We start from the raw sequence: 23995 nt of genomic DNA, 5'->3' as shown, positions 1-23995 counted from the left end.
CAGCGCCTCACGGAAATGTCAACGCGCCTGCCATGCTCTTCCGGCCTCGTGGCGATTTTGCCATAAGCGGGCCATGACCCTGCCCATCGATGCCGTCCTGCCCGAACTTGTCGCCGCGATCACCCGTGAGGGCCGCGCCGTGCTGATGGCACCGCCGGGGGCGGGAAAGACGACGCGCGTGCCGCTGGCTCTGCTGTCTGCGATCACCGGCAAGATCGTCATGCTCGAACCCCGCCGCCTCGCTGCCCGCGCCGCCGCCGAGCGCATGGCCGAGACGCTGGGCGAGCCGCTCGGCCAGACCGTCGGCTATCGCATCCGGGGCGAGGCCGTCGCGGGCCGCCGCATCGAGGTCGTGACCGAAGGCATCCTGACCCGCATGATCCAGTCCGACCCCGAGCTTTCGGGCGTGGGCTGCGTCATTTTCGACGAATTTCACGAACGCAGCCTGAATGCCGATCTGGGCCTTGCGCTGACATGGGAGGCGCGACAGGCGCTGCGGCCCGATCTTGCGATTCTCGTCATGTCCGCGACGCTCGATGCCGCGCCGGTCGCGGCCTTGCTTGAAAATGCGCCCATCATCTGCTCGGAGGGCCGTGCCTTCCCGGTCGAGACGCGTTGGCTGGAGCGCCCGCTTCTCGTGGGTGCAAGGCTGGTTCCCGAGGCTGCGCGCCTCATCACCGAGGCCGAAGCCGCGACGCGTGAAACCGGCGGCACGATCCTCGCCTTTCTTCCCGGCGAAAGCGAGATCCGCCGCGTCGCCGCGGCCCTGTCCTGCAGTGCCGAGATCATGCCGCTTTTCGGCGCGATGGATTTCAAGGCGCAGCGCGCCGCGATGCAGCCGCCGGGCGCGCGGCGGCGCATCGTGCTGGCCACCTCGATCGCCGAGACTTCGCTGACCATCCCCGGCGTCACGGTGGTTGTGGATGCAGGGCGCGCGCGCCGGGCGCGCTTTGATCCGGGCAGCGGCATGTCGCGCCTTGTCACGGAAAAGGTCAGCCGCGCCGAGGCCGAACAGCGCCGTGGCCGCGCGGGCCGCGTCGCGCCGGGCATCTGCTATCGCATGTGGGCGCGGGCAGAAGAGGGGGCCTTGCCCGGATTTGCCCCGCCCGAAATCGCCGTCGCGGACCTGGCCGGGCTGGCACTGGAACTGGCGAACTGGGGATCGGACGGGGCCGATCTGGCCTTTCTGACCCCGCCGCCCGAGGGGGCTCTGGCCGAGGCGCGCGCATTGCTACGCGATCTGGGCGCGCTGGATGATGGCGGGCGCGGCATCACCGCCCATGGCCGCGCCCTGGTCGCGCTTCCGCTGCATCCGCGCCTTGCGCATATGCTGGTTGTCGCGGGTCGCGATGCTGCCGAACTTGCCGCCCTGATGGGCGAGCGTGATCCGTTGAGTGGCGCGCCTGCCGATATGAGCCCGCGCCTGACGGCGATCCGCGACCTCAAAGCCTATGAGGCGCGCCATCCCTGGCCGGTCAATGCCGCGAGCCTGCACCGTATCCGGGACGAGGTGAAGCGCCTGCGCCGCATGGCCCCGGCAGGCCAGGGTGGAAGCCCGGGTGCAATGGCGGCTCTGGCCTATCCGGACCGGATCGGGCTGCGCCGCAAGGGTGTCGAGCCCCGCTTTGTCCTTTCGGGGGGAAAGGGCGCGTTCCTGTCCGAGGGGGACCCTCTGGCGAATGCCCGTCTCATCGTCGCGACGGATCTCGATGGCGATATGCGGGAAGCACGCATCCGCATGGCCGTCCCCGTGGCCGAGGATGAGATCCGCGCCCTGTTTGCGGACCGGATCGAGACGACCCAGATCGTCGAATGGTCGCGGCGTGAGGGCCGGATTCTGGCGCGCCGGCAAGAGCGGCTGGGCCGTCTGGTTCTGGCCGACCGTGCCCTGGACGATCCCGACCCGGATATGATGGCCCGCGCCGCGTTCGAGGGGCTGCGCGCCATGGGCCTGAACTGGACGGCCTCGGCCGCGCGGCTGCGCGCCCGTATCGCGCTGGTCCCGGGGCTGGGCGCGGTCGATGACCAGAGCCTACTGGCCGATCCCGAATGGCTGCTTCCTTGGTTGCGAAAGGCCCGGACAAGCTCGGACCTGAAGGGACTGGATCTGACCGAGCCGCTGAGGGCGAAGATCGGATGGGACGGGCAGCAGCGGCTCGACCGCGAGGCACCTGCGCATTTCGTCACGCCTTTGGGCCGCAAGGTTCCGATCGACTATGACCATGAGACCCCCTCGATCGAGTTGAAACTACAGGAACTGTTCGGCCTCGCAAAACATCCCGCCGTCGGCGGACGGGCGCTGCGCATCTCGATGCTGTCGCCGGGCGGCAAGCCCATTGCCGTGACGACCGACCTGCCGGGATTCTGGCGTGGGGGCTACGCCGATGTGCGAAAGGACATGCGTGGACGCTATCCGCGTCATCCCTGGCCCGAAAATCCCCTGGAGGCCGATCCCACGATGCGGGCAAAGCCCAGGGGCAGTTGACTTCGCCCAGGCCGCAGGCTCACGCCATGCCTTGTATCTGTCCCGAGGCGGCCCGCTTCGCCTCTTCGCTCCAGCCATAATTGGCGTTCCGCTTTTCCCAGAACTTCACGTCGATGGCGTATTCGGGCAGAAACTCCGCCACCCGGTCCGGAGCGTCCGTTTCAATGTCAAAGACCAGAAGCTTGGATGGTGCGCTGGCGAAATGCGTCTGGACGTTTTCGATATGGCTGTCCCATGCGCTCGACCATTCGGCCTGCGCCGCCTCGGCCGAGTCCAGTCCGCGACTGGCCACATATTTCTGCATATAGCGACCGTTTCCGTGATTGGACCGCGAGCGTATCCAATTGTCCTTGTCGCGCACATTCAGAATGAATTTCGATCCGGGATATTCGGCGTCGAACTTCTGGAAGAAATAGATGCCTTCGATATGGATATGAAAGCGGCTGAGTTCCATGTCCGAATAGGCGTCGAACATATCAATGCCATCCAGCACCGGCCTGCCGTTCTCGACATTTCCCTGCATCTTCTTGGCGATGTTCCGGCTGGCGCTGCCGATCTTGTAGGTATTGTCCGCGACCCGCATCCCGGACTTGCGGAACATGTAGCCAAGGCTGGACGTGCCGCATTTGTTGAAGCCGATTACAAAGACCTTGGGCCGCATCACCAGTTCCTCTGAAACATGCCGCTAGGGCAACCGTTCGAAATCGCATCGGGGCCGATCGGCTCAAGGTGATTGGCCGCTGCTCACTCGTCAAGCATTTCAATGGGCCGAGGGTCGACACGGCTTTGACGCGCCCTGAGTCTAGGCGGTTTCGAGGGCCAGTTCCTCTACCATATCGATTCGAGGGGTATCGGATTCGGCTGTGACGAGATCGCTCCGCTTTTGGGCCTTGGCTGCGCCATGCTTGTCGTAGGGAAGCCGCTTGAAGTCGATGTCGTAAAGTTCGGCAATGAGGCCGCGCATCTCTTCGTCAAGATCCGTGACGCTGGCCGTCTTATCGGCCGATGAGTTCACGTGCTTCAACTGGGCCTCGCTTCGCAGCAGGGCGAGAATATCCTTGTGGTTGGTCTTGATTTCTTCAAGCTTGTAATACTTGTCGATCACAAGCTTGCCATTGGCGTCGAAGATGTAATCCGATTGCGGGCGCACGAAATGATAGCGGCCCGAAAACTCATGCGGATATGTGCCGTATTCCCCGGCCAAGGCGAACTGTTGCGGAAGCCATTCCATGACAAAGCGCTGCAGGCTCATCTTCAACTTGAGGTAATTGAAGAGCGAGATGACGCGCGCGTAAGGGTCGCGAATGTAGGAAAACTTGAAATAATCGGCGAACTGATCTTCCGAGACATATCTGAATCGCAGATATTCCTCGGCGAGAAGATGCGCGAGCCGCGGCGGTCCAAGCTTGGGGTTCTTGTTGCTCCTGAGCAAGAGGGGCGCGCGCGAATTCCAATCCAGACCCAGGTCTTCCAGGAAGAGTGTTTCGATGCTCTGGCCGCCGCATTTTGGGATATGCACGAAGATCGTCTTGTGATGGTGGGAAATCAAGCTGGGTCAACTCCGCGGATCAAAATGACAGGCAGCGAATGGGTCGCGCTTCTGCCGCCAATGAAAAAGCAATATAAAAACACTTATCGAAACATATTGACGGCTTTGGATGAGGGTGACGAGACGCCCGAACCCGCATATGCCTAGCTGGCGGGGCGGGGATAGGCAACTGGCCTGATGCAAAACGGTCTTATCGTACCGCCCTGCGCAGGCGCAGGGACAGGATGACCAGCGCGGTGCCGGTCAGAGCGGCGAAGATGCCGATCAGCCAGGCTAGGCTGAGCAGCCCGGCTGTCGGCAACATCGCCATCAGGATGCCCCAGATCAGCAGAAGCAGGCCGCTGAAGCCAAGCGCCCATTCGCCCGCGATCTCGTCGCGCAGGCGGATCGCGGCGAGAATGCGGAACACGCCGGCGATGACGCCCCAGATTGCCATCCAGATGATAAAGGCCAAGGCGGTTTCCTCGGTCCAGAACAGGGCCAGGAGGCCGATCATCATGGACAGAATCCCTTCAACCGCCCATGCCCACCAGCGATCGTCGCGCGGACGGCGCTGAAAGGCCGTCATCAGGGCAATGACGCCGTCAAAGATCGCAAAGGCCCCAAAGACCATCAGCAAGGCATAGACCGTCAGCCCCGGCCAGATTAGCGCGACGATGCCGAAAACGATTGCCGCGATGCCGCGCAGCAGGAGCAGCCACCAATTCGCCGCCATGACACGGATCAGCTCGTCCATTCTGCGCCTCGCCCCCGCTATTCTTGCCAAAGGATAGCACGGCGGCGCGCTTTTCAGCTTTTTTCTGTCCGGTGGGGGTTCAGCCCAGATGCTCGGGCAGGGTCAGCCCGCGCAGAATTTCGGTGGCGGGCATCGGGCGTTTTCCCTCGCGCTGCGCTTCGATCACCTCGATCGCGCCCGTGCCGCAGGCGATGGTAAAACCCGCAAGCACCTGACCCGCCGCACCGCCCGCCTCGGACAGACGCGAGCGGAGAAGCTTGACCCGTTCATCCCCGACCATGCACCACGCGCCGGGAAAGGGCGACAAGGCGCGGATTTGGCGGTCGATCTCGGCGGCGGGCCGGGTCCAGTCGATCCTCGCCTCGGCCTTGTCGATCTTGGCGGCATAGGTCACGCCCTCGGCCGGCTGGGGCGTGGCGGGCAGGGGCAGGCGGTCGAGCGTCTCGACGATCAGCGCCGCACCCATGTCGGAAAGGCGGTCATGCAGGTCCGCAGTGGTGTCCTCGGGGCCGATCGGCGTGGCGATTTCCGCCAGAACGGGGCCGGTGTCGAGGCCCGCTTCCATCTGCATGATGGCGACGCCGGTTTCGGCATCGCCCGACATGATGGCGCGATGGATCGGTGCCGCGCCACGCCAGCGCGGCAAAAGCGAGGCATGGATATTGAGGCAGCCCAGTCGTGGCGCGTCCAGCACGGGTTGCGGCAGGATCAGCCCATAGGCCACGACCACCGCGACATCGGCCTCGAGCGCGGCGAAATCGGCCTGTTCCTCGGCGGATTTCAGGCGGGCGGGGGTGCGGACCGGAAGGCCAAGCTCTTCTGCGGCACGATGGACGGGCGATAGGCGGGGCTTCTGGCCGCGCCCGGCGGCGCGTGGCGGCTGGGAATAGACCGCGACGACCTCGTGCCGTGCGGCGATCGCCCGCAGAGCCGGCACCGAGAAATCCGGAGTTCCCATGAAGATGACGCGCATGGACTGGCCCTTTCCAAAGTTCCGGCCACTCATAGCCCCGGCGGGCCGGATCCGGAACCCTCGAGGAAATCGGTGACGAGGGCGGTGGCCTTGTCCCTTGCGGCGCGGTTGAACTCAAGCGGCGAGAGGGACGAGCGATCGCGCTGGTCAAAGCCGTGATCCATGTCCCGGAACGTGACGACGTTCAGATCCGCCCCCTTGCCTGCGATGCGGTCCGCCATGTCGTGACAGGCTTCGGGATCGGTGATGCTGTCATTCTGGGCCAGAATCATCAGCCCTTCGGCTCTTTCGGGCCAGCGTCCCTGATCGCCGCGGCTGATCAGCCCGCAATAGGGGTAAAGCAGCACGACAGGGCCGATCATGGCGGAAAGCAGGTGAGGCTTGGCGGGCCAGGCGGAAAGCCCGGGCGGTGGCTCGCTGTCATTCAATTCGGTCAGCAATTCCATCGCGGTCCAGCCGCCATGCGACGCCCCGAGGATTGCCGTCCCGGTCGGGTCGATCCCCGGCATCCGGGCCAGCGCCGTCAGGGCGACGGCAAGATCGCCCGCACGCTCGGCTCCGGGCAGGATCTGTCCGGCGCAGACCGCCCGCCATGATTGCGCCACGTCCAGTTTGCGCGGGCTGTGGCTGTCAAGGATCATGACCGCGCGGTCCTGCTTCAGCATGACCTGGGCCCAATGATCCATATTGTCCCGAATCCCGTCGCAGCCCGAAAGCAGGATCGCGGCTTTATGCGGGCCGGGCGTTTCCGGAGTGATCATGCGCCAAGCAGGCGCGAGTATTGCCTGACGTTCCGCGGGGCTATGCGTGATCGGCTGCCAGCCCGCCGCATTGCGTGCGGTGTTCAGCCCCAGAATGGCCAGAATGATCGCCGCCCCGATGCCTGCGCCCATCATCCGCCCCTGTTGTCGCATCCAACACGCCCATCCTTGCCGCATTTCGCCTTGAGCCGCGCGGTATGCTCGGGGCTCCAGCCCTCGGGCGCGCTCACGGCGATCCAGCCGTCGATATATTCCTCGGCGTCATAGATATGCCCATAGCCCGACGGCGTCGAGGTCGAGACCAGCATGTCCACCGCCAATTGCAGCTGGGTCACGATGGGTGTGAAGCTGAGCCGGGGCGAGACATCGGGGGCAGGAGGCTCATGCATCCAGACCGGCGCGCGCCAGAGCGAGGCCGGATTGTAGAACACGATCGGGTCGCTGGCATGTTGCAGGAACAGGATGCGCAGACGTCCCCAGGCCGCGCCGGAACGATCGGGTGCGGCGAATTGGCTGGCATAGCGGATCACTTCGCCCTCATCGACCTCGGGCAGGATATACGGGCTGCTGGGCTGGCGCGCGCCATTGGCCTGACGCCAAAGCTCGGAGGGGAAGGGCGGCCCGACCCAGAAGGCGCCCGAAACCGGCTGGTTCATCATCTGGAACGGGTTCATCGCATACATCGAGGACCAGGCTCCCAGCGAGATCCCGTGCAGATAGAGCCGCGGACGCTGCGTCTCGGGCAGTTTCCGCCAATGGTCATAGATCGCCTGCATCGTGGCATTCGACTGGACCAGCCCGGCATCGGTTTCAAAGATCAGGGCAAGCGGGCTTTGCAGATAGGAATATTGCACCCCGACCGTCGCGACGTCGCCGCCATGCATGTATTCCAACGCGTCATAGCTCGCCTCGTCCATCCAGCCGGTTCCGGTCGGGCTGGCCACGACCAGCACCTTGCGATCGAAGGCACCCACCCGGATCATCTCGTCCAGTGCGATCTGGGCCCGGATTTCGGGGCGCTTGTCCTGCGCAAGGCCGACATAGATGCGCAGCGGCTCTTTCGCCGGCGCGCCGGTAAAGGCCGAAATCGCCGCGGCGCTGGGTCCGTTGCGGACGAAGTCGCGCCCGGGCTTGCCCATCAAATCCCAGTCGATCAGCGAGGCCGTGCTGCCCGCACGCCATGGCTCGTCCGGTGGAGGCGTATTCGGATCAGTCAGATGCTGGGCGGCGGCATAGGATCGATCCGCCACGCGCAAGGCCCAGTTCACCACGCCGTCGCGGGTCACGGTGACGACGATCAGCGCGGCCAGAAGCAGGCCAAGAACATTGGCGCTGGCGGCCGGGATATAGCGCGCGAGCCGGTTCCTGAGCAGGTTGAAAAGGCCCTGCATGCCGCGTCCCAGGACGAAGAGGCCCAGAAAGACCACCGCCGCAAGCAGGATCGTCTTGGTGGTGCTGGTCGCCTCGAGCAGGGGCATTTCCATGCGCTCGCGGATGCTGTTCTGCCAATCGTCGCTCAGCGCCACGCAGCGCACCAGCGTGGCCAGAACCGGGATGGCCAGAACGGCGTGGACCACGGTGGCGATCCGCCGCGGCATCAGGGGGATCTGGAGCGCACGCCACAGGGCCAGCAGAAAGACCGTGACCAGATAGCCGACTGCCATCGACAGTCCGGCCAGTACGCCCTGCATGATCCAGTCGCGCGGGATCAATGAGGGGGTGAGCGAGGCCGCAGCCATCAACAGGCCGGCGAGCAGAGGTAGGATCGAGAACATGCAGGCCGGCAAACTCTTCGAGCGGATTGGGTCGGCACGGGAAAGGGCGGATCACGGCCGAGGTTAGACGCGACCCGGGCGAAAGAAAAGCCCGCGATCAGCGGCGGCTGAGCTTTGCCGATTTCGCGACCAGCATCTTGCGGCGCAAGGGCGTCAGGTGATCGACATAGACCTTACCGTTCAGATGGTCGATCTGGTGTTGCACCGAGGTCGCCCAGAGGCCGACGAAATCGCGTTCCTCAATCTCGCCCTGATCGTTCAGGAAGCGCACGGTGACGGCGCGGGGACGCTCGATCTTGGCGAAGACGCCAGGCAGGTTCGGGCTGGCCTCATCATGGCCGCGCAGTTGCACCGAGGCGTGCAGGACCTCGGGATTGGCCATCCGCACCGCCTGACCGCGCTTGTCCGAGGCATCGACCACGGCCAGACGCTGCATGATCCCGATCTGCGGCGCGGCAAGGCCCACGCCCGGCATCGCATCCATCGTGTCGATCATGTCGTCCCAGATCATCCGCACGGTCTCGGTGATCGCGGGCACCGGCTCGGCGGCGATATGCAGGCGGCGGTCGGAATAGGGAATGAACGGGCGGACGGTCATGGGCGACGCCTTCAGGTAATCGTTAACAGGGGGTCAGGCGCGGGCGCGGTCGCGCTTGAGCTTGACCATCTTGCGCGTGATCATCTGGCGCTTCATCGGGCTCAGATAGTCGATGAACAGCCGCCCATCGAGATGGTCGATCTCGTGCTGGGCGCAGGTGGCCCAGAGCCCGTCGAACTCGCGCTCATGGGTCTTGCCGTCAAGGCCCAGCCATTTGACGCGGACCTCGGCGGGTCGGGTCACATCGGCATATTGGTCGGGGATCGAGAGGCAGCCTTCCTCATAGGTGCTCAGCCCTTCCGAGCCCCAGGTGATCTCGGGGTTCACCATCACGAGGGGCTGCGGCTCGGCCTCTGGGTCCTTGACGCAATCCATGACGAAGAGGCGCGACAGCACGCCGATCTGCGGCGCGGCAAGGCCGACGCCCGGCGCATCATACATGGTCGCCAGCATGTCGGCGGCAAGGGTCTCGATCTCGGGCGTGATGCGGGCAATGGGCTCGCAGGGCTTTTTCAGCCGCGGATCGGGGTGGAGGAGGATGCTGCGCAATGTCATGCCTGTGATCTAGGGCAAGCCTTGGCCTTGCGCAACAAGCCGCTATGTTTGGCCGCGGCTGAATCCGAGGGAAAACCATGACGACACCCGATTTCGACGAGATCATCGACCGTGTGGGCACTGCGTGCAACAAATGGGACGACATGCAGGCGGCCTTTGGGGTGGCCCCCGAAGACGGTATCGCCATGTGGGTCGCGGATATGGATTTCCGGCCCCCCGCTTCGGTCCAGCGCGCGGTCGAGCGCATCGCGGCGCATGGCGTCTATGGCTATCCCGGCGCGAATTCGGCCTATCTTGAATCGATCCGCTGGTGGATGGACACCCGCCACGGCTGGCAGGTCCAGCCGGATTGGGTGCTGACCGCGCATGGGTTGGTGAATGCGACGGGCATCTGCATCGACGCGCTGACCCAAGCTGGCGACGGGGTGATCCTGATGACCCCGGTCTATCATGCCTTTGCCCGAGTCACGCGTGCCGCCGGGCGCGAGGTCGTGGAATTCCCGCTGGCGGTTCAGGACGGCCAATACCGTCTGGACTGGCAGGGCTGGGCCGGACGCATGACCGGCCGCGAGAAGATGCTGATCCTGTGCTCGCCCCACAATCCCGGTGGCCGGGTCTGGACCGGGGCCGAGCTGCGCGAGATCGCCGCGTTCTGTGAGGCGCATGACCTGATTCTGATTTCGGACGAGATCCATGCCGACCTGGTGATGCCCGGCGCGCCGCGCCACCGCGTCACCGCGCTGGCCGCGCCCGAGATAGCGCCGCGCCTCGTCACGCTGACCGCCGCGACCAAGACCTTCAACATCGCGGGCGCACATATCGGCAACATGATCGTGTCGGACGAGGCGCTGCGCGAGCGGATCAAGGCGCGGATGATGGCGCTGGGGATCTCGCCGGGGCTCTTCGGCCTCGGTATGGTCGCAGCGGCCTATTCGCCCGAGGGTGCGGCATGGGTCGATGCGCTGAACGCTTATCTCGACGGCAACCGCCGCATCTTTGACCAGGGGGTGAACGCGATCCCCGGCCTTCGCTCGATGCCGCTCGAGGCGACCTATCTGGCCTGGGTCGATTTCTCGGGGACCGGCATGCTGGCCGAGGACTATATCGCCCGTGTCCAGAAGGATGCGCGGATCGCCGCGAACCATGGCGGAAGCTTCGGTCTGGGCGGCGAGAATTACCTGCGCTTCAACCTGGCGACGCCGCGCGCCCGCGTGGTCGAGGCGGTCGAGCGGCTGCAAAGCGCCTTTGGCGATCTGCAATGAAACGGCTGGGGGCGCTTTTCACGGCGCTTTGCCTTGTCGCATTGCTCTGGGCGGCTTGGCTGCTCTGGGCACCGCGTCAGGCAGAGCCGATCGCGCCCCCGCGTCCCGGCACGGGCTGGCATATTCCCGGCCTGCCGCGCTTTCCGCTGCCGCGCCTGCCGGAACTCAACCTGCCGGATTTTGAATGGCCAGATCTGCGCGTGCCGGAACCGCCTGCCAGGCCGATTACCTCGCCGGTCGAACGCATCCTCATCGAGAAGGCCGCGCGCAAAATGACCGTCTGGCAGCGCAACGGCGCGCCGAGACATTTCGCGATCGCATTGGGCTTCTCGCCCGAGGGTGACAAGTCCCGCCAAGGCGACGGGCGCACCCCCGAGGGGGTCTTCCGCATCGACAGGCTGAACCGGCAAAGCGCCTATCACCTGTCTCTCGGCCTTGATTATCCGCAAAAGCGCCACCGAGATGCGGCGCGCAAGGGCGGCTACGATCCGGGCGGCGATATCATGATTCATGGCCAGCCCAATCAGGTCGCAAAGGGCTACAAGGTCAAGGGCGACTGGACCGCGGGCTGCATCGCCTTGACGAATGCCGAGGTCGAGGAAATCTTCGCCCATGCGGCCATCGGGACGGAAGTCGAGATTCGCCCCTAGCCCGCAATTCGATCAGGCAGCCACAGGCGCTGCCCAACAACAAGGCATCGTGATGACTTTGGACCGTTACGCCCCGCATCTGCGCGCGACGCTCGCGCTTGGCCTGCCGCTGGTTGGCAGCCATCTCGCGCGCATGGCCATCGGCGTGGCCGACACGGTCATGGTCGGCTGGTATGGCGTCGAGGAACTGGCCGCGCTGGTCATCGCGACCTCGTTTTTCCATATCCTGTTCTTCCTGGGCATGGGCTTCGGCATCGGCGTGATGGGCGTCATCGCCGAGGCCATCGCACGCGGCGACGAAACGGAAGTGCGGCGCGCCACCCGCATGGCGCTTTGGCTCTCGATCATCCATCCGGTCCTGGTCCTGCCGCTGATGTGGTTTTCTGAGCCGATCCTTCTCGCCATCGGGCAAGAGCCGGTGGTGGCGGCTCTGGCCCAGGATTATTTGCGGATCGCGGGTTTCGGTCTGCTGCCCGTGCTGTGCGGGCTGACACTGAACAGCTATCTCGCCGCGATGGAGCGGCCGCAGGTGGTCCTTTGGATCACGCTGGCCGGGCTGCCGGTCAATGTGCTGCTGAACTGGGTCCTGATCTTTGGCAATTTTGGTGCGCCGGAGTTGGGCGTGCGCGGCGCGGCGATCGCCTCGGTCTCGGTGCAGGTGCTGCAACTGGTGCTGCTGGTCGGCTATGCGGCATGGCTGCCCGCTGCGCGGAAATACCGTCTGTTCCGGCGATTTTGGCGCCCGGACTGGGCGGATCTGCGCAAGGTCTTTCTGCTGGGCCTGCCGATCGGCCTGACCATGGTGGCCGAGGGCGGGCTGTTCGTCGGCTCGAACGTCATGATGGGCTGGATCGGCACGCAGGCCCTCGCCGCGCATGGCATCGCGCTGCAACTGGCCTCGATCACCTTCATGCTGCATCTGGGCATGTCGAACGCTGCGACGGTGCGGATCGGGCAGGCGCGGGGCTGGGGCGACGCGCAATGGATGCGCGACGCGGCGGTGACGGTCACGGCGGTTTCGGTGGGCGCGGCGGTGCTGGCGGTGATCCTGTTTCTGGCCCTGCCACGCACGCTGGTCGGGCTTTATCTGGATGCCGGCGATCCCGAGACCCCTGCGCTGATCGCCATCGGCGCTGGGCTGATGTTCTATGCCGCGCTGTTCCAGTTGACCGATGCCCTGCAGGTGATCGCGCTGGGGCTTTTGCGCGGCGTGCAGGATACCCGCGTGCCGATGGTCATCGCCGCGATCAGCTATTGGCTGGTCGGCATCCCGGTCGCCTATGGTCTGGCCTTTGCGCTGGGTCTTGGCCCCAAGGGGCTGTGGCTGGGACTTGTCGCGGGGCTGACGGTCGCCTCGGTCCTGCTGATGCGCCGCTTCTGGCGCGGCCATGCGCGCGGGGACTGGACCCCCGCGCCCGCCGCGGTCTAGGTTGACGCCGAAACGCTCAGGAGGTTCGCCATGCGCCCGGTATTCGTTCAGTTCCGTTGCACGCCCGGCAAGACCTATGAGGTCGCCGACGCGATCTATGACCGCGAGATCGCGAGTGAACTTTACTCGACCTCGGGCGAATACGACCTGATCGCCAAGATCTATATCCCCGAGGATCAGGATGTCGGCCGTTTCCTTGCCGAGCAATTGTTCGACATCCCCCATATCCAGCGCACCCTGACCACGATGACCTTCAAGGCGTTCTGATCGGCCCAATTCAAGACTTCCCATGACACGTCTTCGCTTCGCCCCGCTTCCTGCCTCGCTGCCCGCCACGGTCCCCTTCACCGGACCCGAGACGCTGGAGCGCCGTCAGGGCGCGCCCTTCCGCGCGCGGCTTGGGGCGAATGAGAACGGCTTCGGCCCGTCGCCCAAGGCCATCGCGGCCATGGCCGAGGCCAGCGCCGAGATCTGGAAATACGGCGATCCCGACAATCACGATCTGCGTCACGCCCTGGCCGCGCATCACGGCATCGCGCCCGAGAACATCATGCTGGGCGAAGGGATCGACGGGCTCTTGGGCCTGTTGGTGCGGCTGGCCTTGGCGCCGGGCGAAGTGGTGGTGACCTCGGAAGGGGCCTATCCGACCTTCAACTATCACGTCGCGGGCTTTGGTGGCGTGCTGCACAAAGTCCCTTACCGCGACGATGCCGAGGACCCCGAGGCGCTGATCGCCGCCGCTGCCGAGACCGGCGCGCGGCTGGTCTATTTCGCCAATCCCGATAATCCGATGGGAAGCTGGCACAAGGGCAGCCGGATCGAGGCAGCCTTGGAGCACATGCCGGAAGGCACGCTCATGGTGCTTGACGAGGCCTATGCCGAATTCGCGCCCGCAGATGCCATTCCCCGGATCGACCCCGAGGATGACCGGGTGATCCGATTCCGCACCTTCTCGAAAGCCTATGGCATGGCGGGCGCGCGTGTGGGCTATGCGATTGGTCCCGCCGCGCTGATCGCGGGCTTTGACCGTATCCGCAACCATTTCGGCATCAGCAGGACCTCGCAGATCGGCGCTTTGGCCGCGCTGCAAGACGCTGCATGGTTGGAGGAAACCCGCCGCAAGGTCTTTGCAGCCCGCGCCCGCATCGGCGAGATTGCTGCGGCGAACGGGCTGTCTGCGCTGCCCTCGGCCACGAATTTCGTCACTGTCGACTGCGGCCAAGACGGTGATTTCGCGCGTCGAGTGCTGGCGGCTTTGGCGGGCGAGGGGATTTTCGCGCGAATGCCCGGCACCGCCCCGATGGATCGCTGCATCCGGATCTCTTGCGCACCGGATGCCGAGCTTGACGTTCTGGCCGACGCCCTGCCGCGCGCACTGAGCGCGGCGCGCGGCTAAGGCTTATTCCAAGGGCAGGGCGGTCGTCGCCTTCAACTCTTCCATCGACAGAAGCGCGGTGACGTTGTGGATTTTCACCTCCGAGATCAGCGCCTGATAGAAGCGGTCATAGGCGCGGGCATTCCGCACCCGGACCTTGAGGATATAGTCGATATCCCCGGCCAAGCGGTGCGCCTCGATCACCTCGGGGCGCGCGCGCACGGCACTGAGGAATTTCGCCGCCCAATCCGGGTCATGCTCGCTGGTGCGGATCAAGACGAAAAAGCAGGCATCCAAGCCTAGTGAATCGGGATCGAGCAGGGCGACCTGTCCGCGAATGACGCCCGCCTCGCGCAGCTTGCGGATTCGGTTCCAGACCGGGGTCTTGGAGGCCCCGACCTGCGCCGCGATGTCGTCCAAAGACAGCGTGGCGTCACGCTGCAGAAGGGACAGGATTTTGCGATCCACGTCATCCAGTCGGGCCGGCGTTTGGGTGTCTTGGCTCATTGAGAAATTTGGTCCTGTCTGCCTGCCATTCATGTGGAACCTGTTTCTTATTTCTTCGGCCCACTCGTCAATAAGGGGAAGAATTTTCTATATAAGATAGACCCATTCCGAAAGGCAAAAGGCCATGTCCAAGACCTTCACCCCCTCGATCGCAACCCCCGCCGTCATTACCGCCAATGATCTGCGCATGGGCCATTGCGTCTGGATGCGTGACGGGGACTGGACCGCCGACCCGCGCGAGGCGCAGCTTTTCGAAGACGAGGCGATTGCCGATCTCGCCATGCTCGAAGCCATCGGTCAGGCAAATATCGTCGTCGGCCCCTATCTGGCCGAGGCCAAGCGCGGCGCGGATGGCCGCCCCGAGCCTACCCATTTCCGCGAGGCTTTCCGCCGTCGCGGCCCGTCCAACTATTTCCATGGCATTCAAGCCGAACTCGAGGCCAGCAATGTTTGACGCCCGCCCCCAGCATAACGAATACCTGCGCTACCGCGCGCAGCAGTTCCGCAGCCAAGTCGAGCGTCGGCTGGATGGCAGCCTGACCGAGGAAGAGTTCCGCCCGCTGCGCCTGATGAACGGCGTCTACCTGCAGCTTCACGCCTATATGCTGCGGGTGGCGATCCCTTACGGCACGATCAGCCCCGACCAGATGCGCACCCTCGCGCTCTTGGCCGAGAAATGGGACAAGGGTTACGGCCATTGGACCACGCGCCAGAACATCCAGTATAACTGGCCGAAGCTGGTGGACATCCCGGACATGCTGGACGCGCTGGCCGATGTCGGCCTGCACGCGATCCAGACCTCGGGCAACACCATCCGCAACGTGACGACCGACGCCTATGCCGGCGCCGCTGCCGACGAGGTAGTGGATCCGCGCCCCTATGCAGAGCTTCTGCGCGCCTGGTCGACCGACCATGCCGAGTTCCAGTTCCTGCCGCGCAAGTTCAAGATCGCCATTTCCGGCGGCGAGAAGGACCGCGCCGTCATCGCCGCCCATGACATCGGCCTGCGCCTGCGCCGCAACGAGCAGGGCGAGCTGGGCTTCCAGGTCTGGATCGGTGGCGGTCTGGGCCGCACCCCGATCCTTGGTCAGGTCGTTCGCGAATTCCTGCCCGAAGCCGACCTGCTGCCTTTTGTCGAGGCGATCATCTCGGCCTATAACCTCGCCGGTCGCCGCGACAACAAGTACAAGGCCCGGATCAAGATCACCGTCGCCGAGCGCGGCCTCGACGTCATGCGCGACGAGATCGAGGCCGAGTTCCTGAACCGCCGCGCCGTCTTCTCGGGCGTCGATCAGGACCTGGTCGCCGAATTCCGCGAGGTCTATGCCGCCCCGGCCTTCCGCAACGAGGCAGACGGCGATTACGAGGCGCGCCGCGCCGCGAGCGTCGGCTTCCGCAGCTGGACCGACACCAACCTGTCGACCCACAAGGCGCCGGGCTATGCCAGCGTCATGGTGACCTTCAAGGCGCCGGGCCAGACGCCGGGCGACGCCTCGGCCGACCAGATGCGCCTGCTGGCGGATCTGGCCGAGCGTTACGGCCATGCCGACCTGCGCATCAGCCATGACCAGAACGTGGTCCTGCCGCATGTCCACAAGTCGGACCTCTTCGCGCTTTACAGCGAGCTGAAGGCGGCGGGCCTCGCCACCGCCAATGCGGGGCTGATTAGCGACATCGTCGCCTGCCCCGGCATGGATTACTGCGCCTTGGCCACCGCCCGCTCGATCCCGATCGCGCAGGAGATCGCCGACCATTTCCGCGCCCGCGACATCGAGGATGAGATCGGCAAGATCGACATCCGCATCTCGGGCTGCATCAACGCCTGCGGCCATCACCATCTGGGCCATATCGGCATCCTCGGTCTCGACCGGGCGGGCGTCGAGAACTACCAGATCACTTTGGGCGGCGACGGCTATGACATTCCGGCCATTGGCCAGCGCCCCGGCGCGGGCTTCCCGGCCGAAGAGGTCGTGCCCGCCATCGACCGCATCATCAATACCTATCTGGACCTGCGCGACTCGGCCGAGGAACGCTTCATCGACGCCTACCGTCGCGTGGGGGCAGCACCGTTCAAGGCGGCGCTGTATCCGGTCAATGCTTGATGGCAGCCTAGATAACCGCGCGAGCCTGCTGAACGACCGCTACAGGCACCATGCCGCGACCGAAGTGCTGCGGCGTGCGCTGAACGATCCCGATCTGGGCCGGGTGACGCTGGTGTCGTCCTTTGGCTCGGAATCGGTTGTGCTGCTGCACATGGTTTCGGTCGTGGCACCCGGCACGCCGGTCCTGTTCATCGACACGCAGATGCTTTTCCCCGAGACGCTGGACTACCAGCTCGAGGTCTCGGAAAAGCTGAAGCTGACCAATGTGCAGGTGGTGCGTGCGCTCGAGCGCGAGATCGCGCTGAACGATCCCGACGGCACGCTGCACCAGTTCAGCACCGATGCCTGCTGCGACTTGCGCAAGACCGTGCCGCTCGAGCGCGAGCTGGCCAAGTTCGACGCCTGGATCACCGGTCGCAAACGGTTCCAAGGCGGCGAGCGTCAGCAGTTGCAATTCTTCGAGGCCGAGCCTCCGGCCCGGCTGCGCATCAACCCGCTGGCGCACTGGCGCAAGGAGGATGTTCAGGACTATATGGCCGAGAACAACCTGCCGCGCCATCCGCTGGTCGCCAAGGGCTATGCCTCGATCGGCTGCGCGCCCTGCACCTCGCCCGTGAAGCCGGGCGAAGACCCCCGTGCCGGTCGCTGGCGGGGCAGCCAGAAGACCGAATGCGGCATCCATTTCATCGGCGGCAAGATGGTCCGCGCAGGAGCAACCTCATGAGCGATTTCTTTCTTGTCCGCGATGACGGCTTCCACCCCTTTGACGGCGCAGAGCCGGTTTCCTTGGCCCCGGATGTTGATCCGGCGAGCCTTGGCGACTATCTGAACCATGATCTTCTTGCCATCGAGTTTCCCTCGTTCAGCGACGGGCGCGGCTTCACGCTGGCGCGGCTTCTGCGCGAAAAGGGTTACAAGGGACGGCTGCGCGCCGTGGGCGGGCTGATTGCCGACCAATATGCCATGGCACGCCGCGTCGGCTTCGACGAGGTGCGCATTTCCGCAGCGCTTGCCCAACGCCAGCCGCAGGAGCAATGGCTTTACCGCGCCGACTGGCAACAATGGGATCACCGTTCGCGCCTTGCCGGCTGAGCTTGCCGGGGTTTCCCCCAGCTTCCTGATGACTTAGATAGACCGGGACCCTGACATGACACTGGATCTCTCCGTGGCCGACGCTGCCGTGAAACCCGCCAAGACCCTTCCTGATGCCCAGACCGTGACCTCGGTCCAGCATTGGAGCGATACGCTGTTCTCGTTCCGCGTGACGCGCCCTGCCAGCCTGCGCTTCCGCTCGGGCGAGTTCGTGATGATCGGCCTGCCGGGCGACAACGGCAAGCCGATCCTGCGGGCCTATTCCATCGCCTCGCCCAATTGGGATGACGAGCTGGAATTCTACTCGATCAAGGTTCCGGACGGCCCGCTGACCTCGAAGCTGCAATTGATCCAGCCGGGGGATGAGATCATTCTGCGCCCGAAGCCCGTCGGCACGCTGGTGCTGGACGCGCTCTTGCCGGGCAAGCGGATGTGGTTCCTCGCGACCGGGACGGGCCTTGCGCCCTTCGCCTCGCTGATGCGCGATCCGGAAACCTATGAGCGTTACGAGCAGGTCATCATGATGCATACCTGCCGCACCGCCGAGGAGTTGGAATATGGCCGCGAGCTGGTCGAGAACCTGCAGCACGACCCGCTGCTGACCGAGATCTATGGCGAGGATTTCGCCAATCGCCTGCGCTACTACCCGACCACGACCCGCGAAGAGAGCCCTTTCATGGGCCGCATCACCGACAACCTGACCTCGGGCAAGGTCTTCGAGGATCTGGGCCTCCCGCCCATGAACACCGAGAATGACCGCGCCATGGTCTGCGGCAGCCTCGCCTTCAACGTCGACGTCAAGGCGGTGCTGGAAGGCTTCGGTCTGCGCGAGGGCGCGAACAGCGATCCGAAGGAATTCGTGGTCGAAAAGGCCTTCGTCGGCGAGGGTGTCTGAGCCTCAAGCCGGGGGTTTCACACCCCCGGTCCCCCGTGGGATATTTCAACAAGAAAGAAGCCCGGCGTTGACATGGCGTCGGGCTATGCTCATTTTCCCCGCCCGAATCATCTCGAAGGATTGCCCATGCCTGTCGTCGTCGTCGAATCTCCGGCCAAGGCCAAGACGATCAACAAGTACCTTGGCGACGATTACACGGTTCTGGCGTCCTTCGGGCATGTCCGCGACCTGCCGCCCAAGGATGGCAGCGTCGATCCCGAAGCCGATTTCGCGATGAAATGGGAAGTCGCCTCGGATTCGAAAAAGCACGTCAAGGCGATCAAGGATGCGCTGGCATCCGATCCGAACTTGATCCTCGCCACTGACCCTGATCGCGAGGGCGAGGCGATCTCGTGGCACCTGCTGGAGACTTTGGCCCCCGCGCTGAAAAAGGGCGCGCAGGTCAGCCGTGTGACCTTCAACGCGATCACCAAGAACGCCGTGACCGAGGCGATGGCGGCCCCGCGCCAGATCGACCAGCCGCTGGTCGATGCTTACCTCGCGCGCCGCGCGCTGGACTATCTGGTCGGCTTCAACCTGTCCCCGGTGCTGTGGCGCAAGCTGCCCGGCGCGAAATCGGCGGGCCGCGTGCAATCGGTCGCGCTGCGCGTCATCGTCGACCGCGAGATGGAGATCGAGGCTTTCAAGGCCCGCGAATATTGGTCGGTCCATGCGAAACTGGCGACGCCGCGTGGCGATCAGTTCGACGCCAACCTGACCGTCTATGGCGGCAAGAAACTGGATCGCTTTGACCTCGCGACGGAGAAGGATGCGATGCTGGCGGTTTCCGCCATTGCCTCGCGCGATCTGAAGGTCGCGAGCGTCACCGCCAAGCCCGCGAGCCGGAACCCTTGGCCGCCCTTCATGACCTCGACCCTGCAGCAGGAGGCCAGCCGCAAGCTGGGCCTTGGCGCGCGGGCCTGCATGTCGGCGGCGCAGCGGCTTTATGAGGCGGGCTACATCACCTATATGCGGACCGACGGCATCGACATGGCCCCCGAGGCGGTGATGTCGGCGCGCGACGCGATCAAGAAGCGCTTCGGCGAGGAATACCTGCCCTCGAGCCCGCGCATGTACAAGAACAAGGCCAAGAACGCGCAGGAAGCGCACGAATGTATCCGCCCGACGGATATGTTCGTCTCGCCCGACAAGCTGCCGGTCTCGGACAAGGACCAGAAGGCGCTGTATGATCTGATCTGGAAGCGCACGATTGCGTCCCAGATGGAATCCGCCCGGATTGAGCGCACCACCGTCGAGATCGGCTCGGACGACGCCCAGATCGGCCTGCGCGCCACCGGCCAGGTGATGATGTTCGACGGCTTCCTGAAGGTCTACGACCAGGGCCGCGACGACGAGGAAGACGAGGACAGCCGCCGCCTGCCGCTGATCAAGGAAGGCGAGAAGGCGGACAAGCGCGGGATCAATCCCGAGCAGCACTTCACCCAGGCGCCGCCGCGCTACACCGAGGCGACGCTGGTCAAGCGCATGGAAGAGCTCGGCATCGGCCGGCCCTCGACCTATGCCTCGATCGTCACCACGATCCAGGACCGCGACTATGTCCGCAAGGAACAGAACCGCCTGATCCCCGAGGATAAGGGGCGGCTGGTCACCATCTTCCTGCTGAAATATTTCCCGCGCTATGTCAGCTACGACTTCACCTCGAGCCTCGAGGGCGAGCTGGACGACATCTCCTCGGGCGAACGCGCCTATCGCGAGGTGCTGCGCCGCTTTTGGAAGGATTTTACGGCTGCGCTGGAGGGAACCAGCGAGTTGCGTATCGGCGAAGTGCTCGAGGCGATTGACGAGGCCTTGGCGCCTCATCTTTACCCGGCCCGTGCCGATGGCGGCGATCCGCGGGAATGCCCGCTTTGCCACAAGGGTCGGCTGCATCTGAAGACCGCGCGTTCCGGCGGGGCTTTCATTGGCTGCACCAACTATCCCGAATGCCGCTTCACCCGTCCGATCAGCAGCCCCGAGGGCGAGGTCGTGGGCGATGCCGTTCTGGGCACCGATAATGGCGACGAGATCAGCCTGAAAAACGGCCGCTTCGGCCCCTATGTCCAGCGTGGCGAGGCGACGGCGGATGTTCCGAAACCGCCGCGCGCCTCGGTGCCGAAGGGCTGGGATCTGGCCTCGGTCGATCTGGAACGGGCGCTGGCGCTTTTGGCGCTGCCGCGCGCGATTGGCCCGCATCCCGAGGACGGTGAAATCGTCGAAGCCGGGATCGGGCGCTATGGCCCCTATGTGAAGCATGGCTCGAAATACGCGAACCTTCCCGAGGTCGATGAGGTTTTTACCATTGGCATGAACCGCGCGGTCGAAGTTCTGGCCACGAAGGTTGTGCGGGGCAGGGCGGCTCCGGCTGCGCCGCTGGCGGAACTGGGCGAGCATCCCGAGGGCGGGCCGATTCAGGTCCTGAGCGGGCGCTACGGGCCTTACGTTAAATGGGGCAAAGTGAACGCGACCCTGCCACGCGATCTGGAACCCGGTGCGGTGACGCTGGAGCGCGCGTTGGAGCTGATCACCGAAAAGGCTGGCAAGGCAAAGAAGCCCGCCAAGAAGGCCGCGCCCAAGGCTGAAAAGGCTCCGGCGAAGAAAGCTGCGGCCAAGAAGCCTGCCGCGAAAAAGGCAGCGCCCAAGGCCAAAAAGGCCGAGTAATCCGGCAATCTGCCGCAAAGCCCGCCTAGTTGGTCCTCCTTCTGGGCGGGTTTTTTAATGCCGCAGTGCGGCGCGTTGACATCGACCCGCAACCCCGCCACAAAATTCCAAACTGCGGCGGAGGAGCGGATGAAAAAGGTATATGCAAGCGCGGGTGACGCGCTGGAAGGGGTCCTGAAGGACGGGATATTGATTGCCGCAGGCGGCTTCGGCCTGAGCGGTATACCGGAATTGCTGATCGAGGCGATCCACAAGGCGGGGACCAAGGACCTGACCATCGCCAGCAATAATTGCGGTGTCGACGGGTTCGGGCTGGGCATCCTGCTCGACTCGCGCCAGATCAGGAAGATGATCTCGTCCTATGTCGGCGAGAACGCGGAATTCATGCGCCAGTACCTCTCGGGCGAGCTCGAGCTGGAATTCAACCCGCAGGGCACCCTGGCCGAGCGCATGCGCGCGGGCGGCGCGGGCATCCCCGGCTTCTACACCAAGACCGGCGTCGGCACGGTGATCGCCGAGGGCAAGGAGCACAAGGAGTTCGACGGCGAGACCTACATCCTCGAACGCGGGATCGTCGCCGACCTCGCCATCGTCAAGGGCTGGAAGGCCGATGAATCGGGCAACGTGGTCTTCCGCAAGACGGCGCGGAATTTCAACGTGCCGGCGGCGAAATGCGGCCGCGTCTGCATCGTCGAGGTCGAGGAAATCGTCCCTACGGGCAGCCTCGACCCTGACGCGATCCACCTGCCGGGCATCTATGTCCACCGCCTGCTCCAAGGCCAGCACGAAAAGCGCATCGAGCAGCGCACCACCCGCAAGAAGGAGGCCGTCTGATGCCTTGGGATCGGAACCAGATGGCCGCCCGCGCCGCGCAGGAATTGCAGGACGGCTGGTATGTGAACCTTGGCATCGGCATCCCGACGCTGGTCGCGAATTACATCCCCGAGGGCGTCTCGGTCACGCTGCAATCGGAAAACGGCATGCTGGGCATCGGCCCCTTCCCCTATGAGGGCGAGGAAGACCCCGATTTGATCAATGCGGGCAAGCAGACCGTGACCGCGCTGCCGCAGACCGCCTTCTTTGACAGTTCGGAAAGCTTCGCGATGATCCGCGGCGGCAAGATCGCCATGGCGATCCTCGGCGCGATGGAAGTGGCCGAGAACGGCGATCTCGCGAACTGGATGATCCCCGGCAAGCTTGTGAAGGGCATGGGTGGCGCGATGGATTTGGTCGCGGGCGTCAAACGCGTCGTCGTGGTCATGGACCACACCAACAAGGCCGGCGAGTCGAAGGTGCTGAAAACCTGCACCCTGCCGCTGACCGGGCAGGGCGTGGTGAACCGCATCATCACAAATCTGGGCGTTCTGGACGTGGTCGAAGGCGGGCTGAAAATCGTCGAGACCGCCGAGGGCGTGACCGAGGACGAGCTGCGCGCCGCGACCGAGGCGACCATCGTCGGTTGAGCTTTCGACCTGATCGCATTAGGGGGCGGCTTGCCCACTGATGCAGCCTTGCTGCCGATTCCCCAAGGGCATCCGAAGAAAGAGGAACGCAGCGTGCTTGGCCCGGACGAGATCACAGCCCTTTTCACCCGCGACGGCCGCTATCTTTGCGCGCGCTGGGGTAGGCCGGTCGCTCCGGTCATTTTCGGCCTGTCGGACGAAACGCTCGAGATATTCCGCAGCGTGACACGCGCCGCCTTGGCCGATGCGGGGCATCCGATCGTCGAGACCGATCCCGATATGGGCGCGAATCTGATGATGTTCTTCGTGCGCGATTGGGATGAGCTTTCGGGCGTTCCCGACCTCGCGCAATTGACCGGCCAGCCCGACCTGCACGAGCGACTGAAATCGGGTGCGGCGGATCAATATCGCATCTTTCGCTTTGATGCCGATGGCGGCATCCGCGCCTGCCTGACCTTCGTGAATATGGGTGGCCGCCTTGCCGATGCCCATCCGGCGGAACTGGCCGAGGCGATGATGATGCGCGCGATGCTGACCTTCTCGCGCGAAGTCAGCCCTTCGGCGGAACTGGCCGGGCTGATCCGCGCCGCCTATGATCCGGTCATGCCGGTCGCGGCCATGGACCCTTCCCATGCGCTGCGCCTTGCCGCGCGCCTGCCGCGCCAATAGGAGCCCGCCATGCATCAGTTCCCCATCCGCGTCTATTACGAGGATACCGACCTTGCGGGCATCGTCTATTACGCGAATTACCTGAAATTCATCGAGCGTGCCCGCAGCGAATGGCTGCGGGCCGTCGGCGTCGATCAGGTCGCGATGAAAGCCGAGGGGCTGGTTTTCGCGGTGCGTCGGGTCGAGGCGGATTACCTCTCGCCCGCGCGTTTCGATGACGATCTGACCGTCACCTCCAGCATCCATGAGATGGGGGCCGCGCGCATCATCATGTGCCAGAAGCTGCGACGCGGCGATCAATTGCTGTTCTCGGCGGTGGTGACTCTTGTCTGCATCACCGAGGCCGGACGCCCGGTCCGGCTTCCCAAAACCGTGACGTCGCGGCTTCAGGGCGCGGAATCCGCCTGTTCCTGACGCAGATT

At 64.6% G+C, this 23995-nt stretch carries 25 protein-coding genes; 16 read left to right on the top strand and 9 right to left on the bottom strand.

The window, feature by feature from the left end; all coding sequences use genetic code 11:
- Positions 1-73: 73 nt before the first annotated feature.
- Positions 74-2485 carry an ATP-dependent helicase HrpB gene (gene hrpB / locus ESZ60_RS00670; protein WP_134678478.1) on the top strand — a complete coding sequence of 804 codons (2412 nt, stop codon included), beginning with the start codon at positions 74-76 and terminating at the stop codon, positions 2483-2485.
- Positions 2486-2504: 19 nt separating this feature from the next.
- Here hrpB and ESZ60_RS00665 read toward each other — a convergent pair whose 3' ends face one another.
- The 8 genes from ESZ60_RS00665 to def (ESZ60_RS00630) all read right to left on the bottom strand — a co-directional run bounded on the left by ESZ60_RS00665 (position 2505) and on the right by def (ESZ60_RS00630) (position 9432).
- The gene (locus ESZ60_RS00665) at positions 2505-3146 is read right to left on the bottom strand and encodes a sulfotransferase (RefSeq protein ID WP_134678477.1); all 642 of its coding nucleotides are present in this window, start codon (positions 3144-3146) and stop codon (positions 2505-2507) included.
- A gap of 141 nt (positions 3147-3287) precedes the next feature.
- Positions 3288-4004 (bottom strand): sulfotransferase family 2 domain-containing protein, encoded by a 717-nt coding sequence (locus tag ESZ60_RS00660; RefSeq protein ID WP_167620024.1) that lies wholly within the window; start codon positions 4002-4004, stop codon positions 3288-3290.
- A 220-nt stretch (positions 4005-4224) separates the two neighbouring features.
- Complete coding sequence (locus tag ESZ60_RS00655; protein ID WP_134678475.1) at positions 4225-4770, bottom strand: HdeD family acid-resistance protein; 546 nt, start codon at positions 4768-4770, stop codon at positions 4225-4227.
- A gap of 79 nt (positions 4771-4849) precedes the next feature.
- Complete coding sequence (gene fmt / locus ESZ60_RS00650; protein ID WP_134678474.1) at positions 4850-5743, bottom strand: methionyl-tRNA formyltransferase; 894 nt, start codon at positions 5741-5743, stop codon at positions 4850-4852.
- 29 nt (positions 5744-5772) lie between these two features.
- Positions 5773-6657 (bottom strand): alpha/beta hydrolase family protein, encoded by an 885-nt coding sequence (locus tag ESZ60_RS00645; protein ID WP_134678473.1) that lies wholly within the window; start codon positions 6655-6657, stop codon positions 5773-5775.
- Complete coding sequence (locus ESZ60_RS00640) at positions 6636-8279, bottom strand: alpha/beta hydrolase (RefSeq protein ID WP_134678472.1); 1644 nt, start codon at positions 8277-8279, stop codon at positions 6636-6638. The genes ESZ60_RS00645 and ESZ60_RS00640 overlap by 22 nt, the downstream gene beginning before the upstream one ends.
- A 97-nt stretch (positions 8280-8376) precedes the next feature.
- A complete protein-coding gene (def, locus tag ESZ60_RS00635; protein ID WP_134678471.1) occupies positions 8377-8877 on the bottom strand; it encodes a peptide deformylase in 501 nt (166 codons plus the stop codon).
- A 33-nt stretch (positions 8878-8910) separates the two neighbouring features.
- Positions 8911-9432, bottom strand: coding sequence for a peptide deformylase (def, locus tag ESZ60_RS00630; RefSeq protein WP_134678470.1), 522 nt, complete (start codon positions 9430-9432; stop codon positions 8911-8913).
- 77 nt (positions 9433-9509) lie between these two features.
- On the opposite strand from def (ESZ60_RS00630), the gene ESZ60_RS00625 reads away from it, so the two are divergent.
- Genes ESZ60_RS00625 through ESZ60_RS00605 form a run of 5 tightly spaced genes read left to right on the top strand, consistent with a single transcriptional unit; the run spans position 9510 to position 14169 of the window.
- A complete protein-coding gene (locus ESZ60_RS00625; protein WP_134678469.1) occupies positions 9510-10694 on the top strand; it encodes a MalY/PatB family protein in 1185 nt (394 codons plus the stop codon).
- Positions 10691-11344 carry a L,D-transpeptidase family protein gene (locus tag ESZ60_RS00620; RefSeq protein ID WP_134678468.1) on the top strand — a complete coding sequence of 218 codons (654 nt, stop codon included), beginning with the start codon at positions 10691-10693 and terminating at the stop codon, positions 11342-11344. Before ESZ60_RS00625 ends, ESZ60_RS00620 begins: the two co-directional genes overlap by 4 nt.
- Before the next feature lie 52 nt (positions 11345-11396).
- Positions 11397-12773, top strand: coding sequence for an MATE family efflux transporter (locus ESZ60_RS00615; protein ID WP_134678467.1), 1377 nt, complete (start codon positions 11397-11399; stop codon positions 12771-12773).
- Between the two features lie 30 nt (positions 12774-12803).
- The gene (locus ESZ60_RS00610) at positions 12804-13040 is read left to right on the top strand and encodes an Lrp/AsnC ligand binding domain-containing protein (RefSeq protein ID WP_134678466.1); all 237 of its coding nucleotides are present in this window, start codon (positions 12804-12806) and stop codon (positions 13038-13040) included.
- Between the two features lie 22 nt (positions 13041-13062).
- A complete protein-coding gene (locus tag ESZ60_RS00605; RefSeq protein WP_134678465.1) occupies positions 13063-14169 on the top strand; it encodes a pyridoxal phosphate-dependent aminotransferase in 1107 nt (368 codons plus the stop codon).
- Between the two features lie 3 nt (positions 14170-14172).
- On the opposite strand, the gene ESZ60_RS00600 is transcribed toward ESZ60_RS00605, so the two are convergent.
- Positions 14173-14655, bottom strand: coding sequence for an Lrp/AsnC family transcriptional regulator (locus ESZ60_RS00600; RefSeq protein ID WP_134678464.1), 483 nt, complete (start codon positions 14653-14655; stop codon positions 14173-14175).
- 124 nt (positions 14656-14779) lie between these two features.
- Between ESZ60_RS00600 and ESZ60_RS00595 the strand changes: the two genes are divergently transcribed.
- The 10 genes from ESZ60_RS00595 (at position 14780) to ybgC (ending at position 23987) form a co-directional block, all read left to right on the top strand.
- Positions 14780-15109, top strand: coding sequence for a DUF2849 domain-containing protein (locus ESZ60_RS00595; RefSeq protein ID WP_134678463.1), 330 nt, complete (start codon positions 14780-14782; stop codon positions 15107-15109).
- Positions 15102-16757, top strand: a complete 1656-nt coding sequence (locus ESZ60_RS00590) for a nitrite/sulfite reductase (RefSeq protein WP_134678462.1) — start codon at positions 15102-15104, stop codon at positions 16755-16757. The genes ESZ60_RS00595 and ESZ60_RS00590 overlap by 8 nt, the downstream gene beginning before the upstream one ends.
- On the top strand, positions 16750-17481 hold the full coding sequence (locus ESZ60_RS00585) for a phosphoadenylyl-sulfate reductase (RefSeq protein WP_134678461.1): 732 nt from the start codon (positions 16750-16752) through the stop codon (positions 17479-17481). The genes ESZ60_RS00590 and ESZ60_RS00585 overlap by 8 nt, the downstream gene beginning before the upstream one ends.
- A complete protein-coding gene (locus ESZ60_RS00580; protein ID WP_134678460.1) occupies positions 17478-17849 on the top strand; it encodes a DUF934 domain-containing protein in 372 nt (123 codons plus the stop codon). Before ESZ60_RS00585 ends, ESZ60_RS00580 begins: the two co-directional genes overlap by 4 nt.
- A 55-nt stretch (positions 17850-17904) precedes the next feature.
- Positions 17905-18744, top strand: coding sequence for a ferredoxin--NADP reductase (locus ESZ60_RS00575; protein WP_134678459.1), 840 nt, complete (start codon positions 17905-17907; stop codon positions 18742-18744).
- A gap of 126 nt (positions 18745-18870) precedes the next feature.
- The gene (gene topA, locus ESZ60_RS00570; RefSeq protein ID WP_134678458.1) at positions 18871-21441 is read left to right on the top strand and encodes a type I DNA topoisomerase; all 2571 of its coding nucleotides are present in this window, start codon (positions 18871-18873) and stop codon (positions 21439-21441) included.
- Positions 21442-21570: 129 nt separating this feature from the next.
- Positions 21571-22275 (top strand): CoA transferase subunit A, encoded by a 705-nt coding sequence (locus ESZ60_RS00565; RefSeq protein ID WP_134678457.1) that lies wholly within the window; start codon positions 21571-21573, stop codon positions 22273-22275.
- On the top strand, positions 22275-22904 hold the full coding sequence (locus ESZ60_RS00560) for a 3-oxoacid CoA-transferase subunit B (RefSeq protein ID WP_134678456.1): 630 nt from the start codon (positions 22275-22277) through the stop codon (positions 22902-22904). Before ESZ60_RS00565 ends, ESZ60_RS00560 begins: the two co-directional genes overlap by 1 nt.
- A 93-nt stretch (positions 22905-22997) precedes the next feature.
- Positions 22998-23573, top strand: a complete 576-nt coding sequence (locus ESZ60_RS00555) for a hypothetical protein (RefSeq protein WP_134678694.1) — start codon at positions 22998-23000, stop codon at positions 23571-23573.
- 9 nt (positions 23574-23582) lie between these two features.
- The gene (gene ybgC / locus ESZ60_RS00550; protein WP_134678455.1) at positions 23583-23987 is read left to right on the top strand and encodes a tol-pal system-associated acyl-CoA thioesterase; all 405 of its coding nucleotides are present in this window, start codon (positions 23583-23585) and stop codon (positions 23985-23987) included.
- The last annotated feature ends 8 nt before the right edge of the window (positions 23988-23995 follow it).

The organism is Paracoccus ravus (assembly GCF_004522175.1).
Classification (GTDB): domain Bacteria; phylum Pseudomonadota; class Alphaproteobacteria; order Rhodobacterales; family Rhodobacteraceae; genus Paracoccus; species Paracoccus ravus.
This window is presented reverse-complemented; position numbering and strand designations above follow the sequence as displayed.

Coding starts and splice junctions, on each gene's coding strand:
- hrpB (WP_134678478.1), top strand. CDS start 74: ATGACCCTGCCCATCGATGCCGTCCTGCCCGAACTTGTCGCCGCGATC.
- ESZ60_RS00665 (WP_134678477.1), bottom strand. CDS start 3,146: ATGCGGCCCAAGGTCTTTGTAATCGGCTTCAACAAATGCGGCACGTCC.
- ESZ60_RS00655 (WP_134678475.1), bottom strand. CDS start 4,770: ATGGACGAGCTGATCCGTGTCATGGCGGCGAATTGGTGGCTGCTCCTG.
- fmt (WP_134678474.1), bottom strand. CDS start 5,743: ATGCGCGTCATCTTCATGGGAACTCCGGATTTCTCGGTGCCGGCTCTG.
- ESZ60_RS00645 (WP_134678473.1), bottom strand. CDS start 6,657: ATGCGACAACAGGGGCGGATGATGGGCGCAGGCATCGGGGCGGCGATC.
- ESZ60_RS00640 (WP_134678472.1), bottom strand. CDS start 8,279: ATGTTCTCGATCCTACCTCTGCTCGCCGGCCTGTTGATGGCTGCGGCC.
- def (WP_134678471.1), bottom strand. CDS start 8,877: ATGACCGTCCGCCCGTTCATTCCCTATTCCGACCGCCGCCTGCATATC.
- def (WP_134678470.1), bottom strand. CDS start 9,432: ATGACATTGCGCAGCATCCTCCTCCACCCCGATCCGCGGCTGAAAAAG.
- ESZ60_RS00625 (WP_134678469.1), top strand. CDS start 9,510: ATGACGACACCCGATTTCGACGAGATCATCGACCGTGTGGGCACTGCG.
- ESZ60_RS00620 (WP_134678468.1), top strand. CDS start 10,691: ATGAAACGGCTGGGGGCGCTTTTCACGGCGCTTTGCCTTGTCGCATTG.
- ESZ60_RS00615 (WP_134678467.1), top strand. CDS start 11,397: ATGACTTTGGACCGTTACGCCCCGCATCTGCGCGCGACGCTCGCGCTT.
- ESZ60_RS00610 (WP_134678466.1), top strand. CDS start 12,804: ATGCGCCCGGTATTCGTTCAGTTCCGTTGCACGCCCGGCAAGACCTAT.
- ESZ60_RS00605 (WP_134678465.1), top strand. CDS start 13,063: ATGACACGTCTTCGCTTCGCCCCGCTTCCTGCCTCGCTGCCCGCCACG.
- ESZ60_RS00600 (WP_134678464.1), bottom strand. CDS start 14,655: ATGAGCCAAGACACCCAAACGCCGGCCCGACTGGATGACGTGGATCGC.
- ESZ60_RS00595 (WP_134678463.1), top strand. CDS start 14,780: ATGTCCAAGACCTTCACCCCCTCGATCGCAACCCCCGCCGTCATTACC.
- ESZ60_RS00590 (WP_134678462.1), top strand. CDS start 15,102: ATGTTTGACGCCCGCCCCCAGCATAACGAATACCTGCGCTACCGCGCG.
- ESZ60_RS00585 (WP_134678461.1), top strand. CDS start 16,750: ATGCTTGATGGCAGCCTAGATAACCGCGCGAGCCTGCTGAACGACCGC.
- ESZ60_RS00580 (WP_134678460.1), top strand. CDS start 17,478: ATGAGCGATTTCTTTCTTGTCCGCGATGACGGCTTCCACCCCTTTGAC.
- ESZ60_RS00575 (WP_134678459.1), top strand. CDS start 17,905: ATGACACTGGATCTCTCCGTGGCCGACGCTGCCGTGAAACCCGCCAAG.
- topA (WP_134678458.1), top strand. CDS start 18,871: ATGCCTGTCGTCGTCGTCGAATCTCCGGCCAAGGCCAAGACGATCAAC.
- ESZ60_RS00565 (WP_134678457.1), top strand. CDS start 21,571: ATGAAAAAGGTATATGCAAGCGCGGGTGACGCGCTGGAAGGGGTCCTG.
- ESZ60_RS00560 (WP_134678456.1), top strand. CDS start 22,275: ATGCCTTGGGATCGGAACCAGATGGCCGCCCGCGCCGCGCAGGAATTG.
- ybgC (WP_134678455.1), top strand. CDS start 23,583: ATGCATCAGTTCCCCATCCGCGTCTATTACGAGGATACCGACCTTGCG.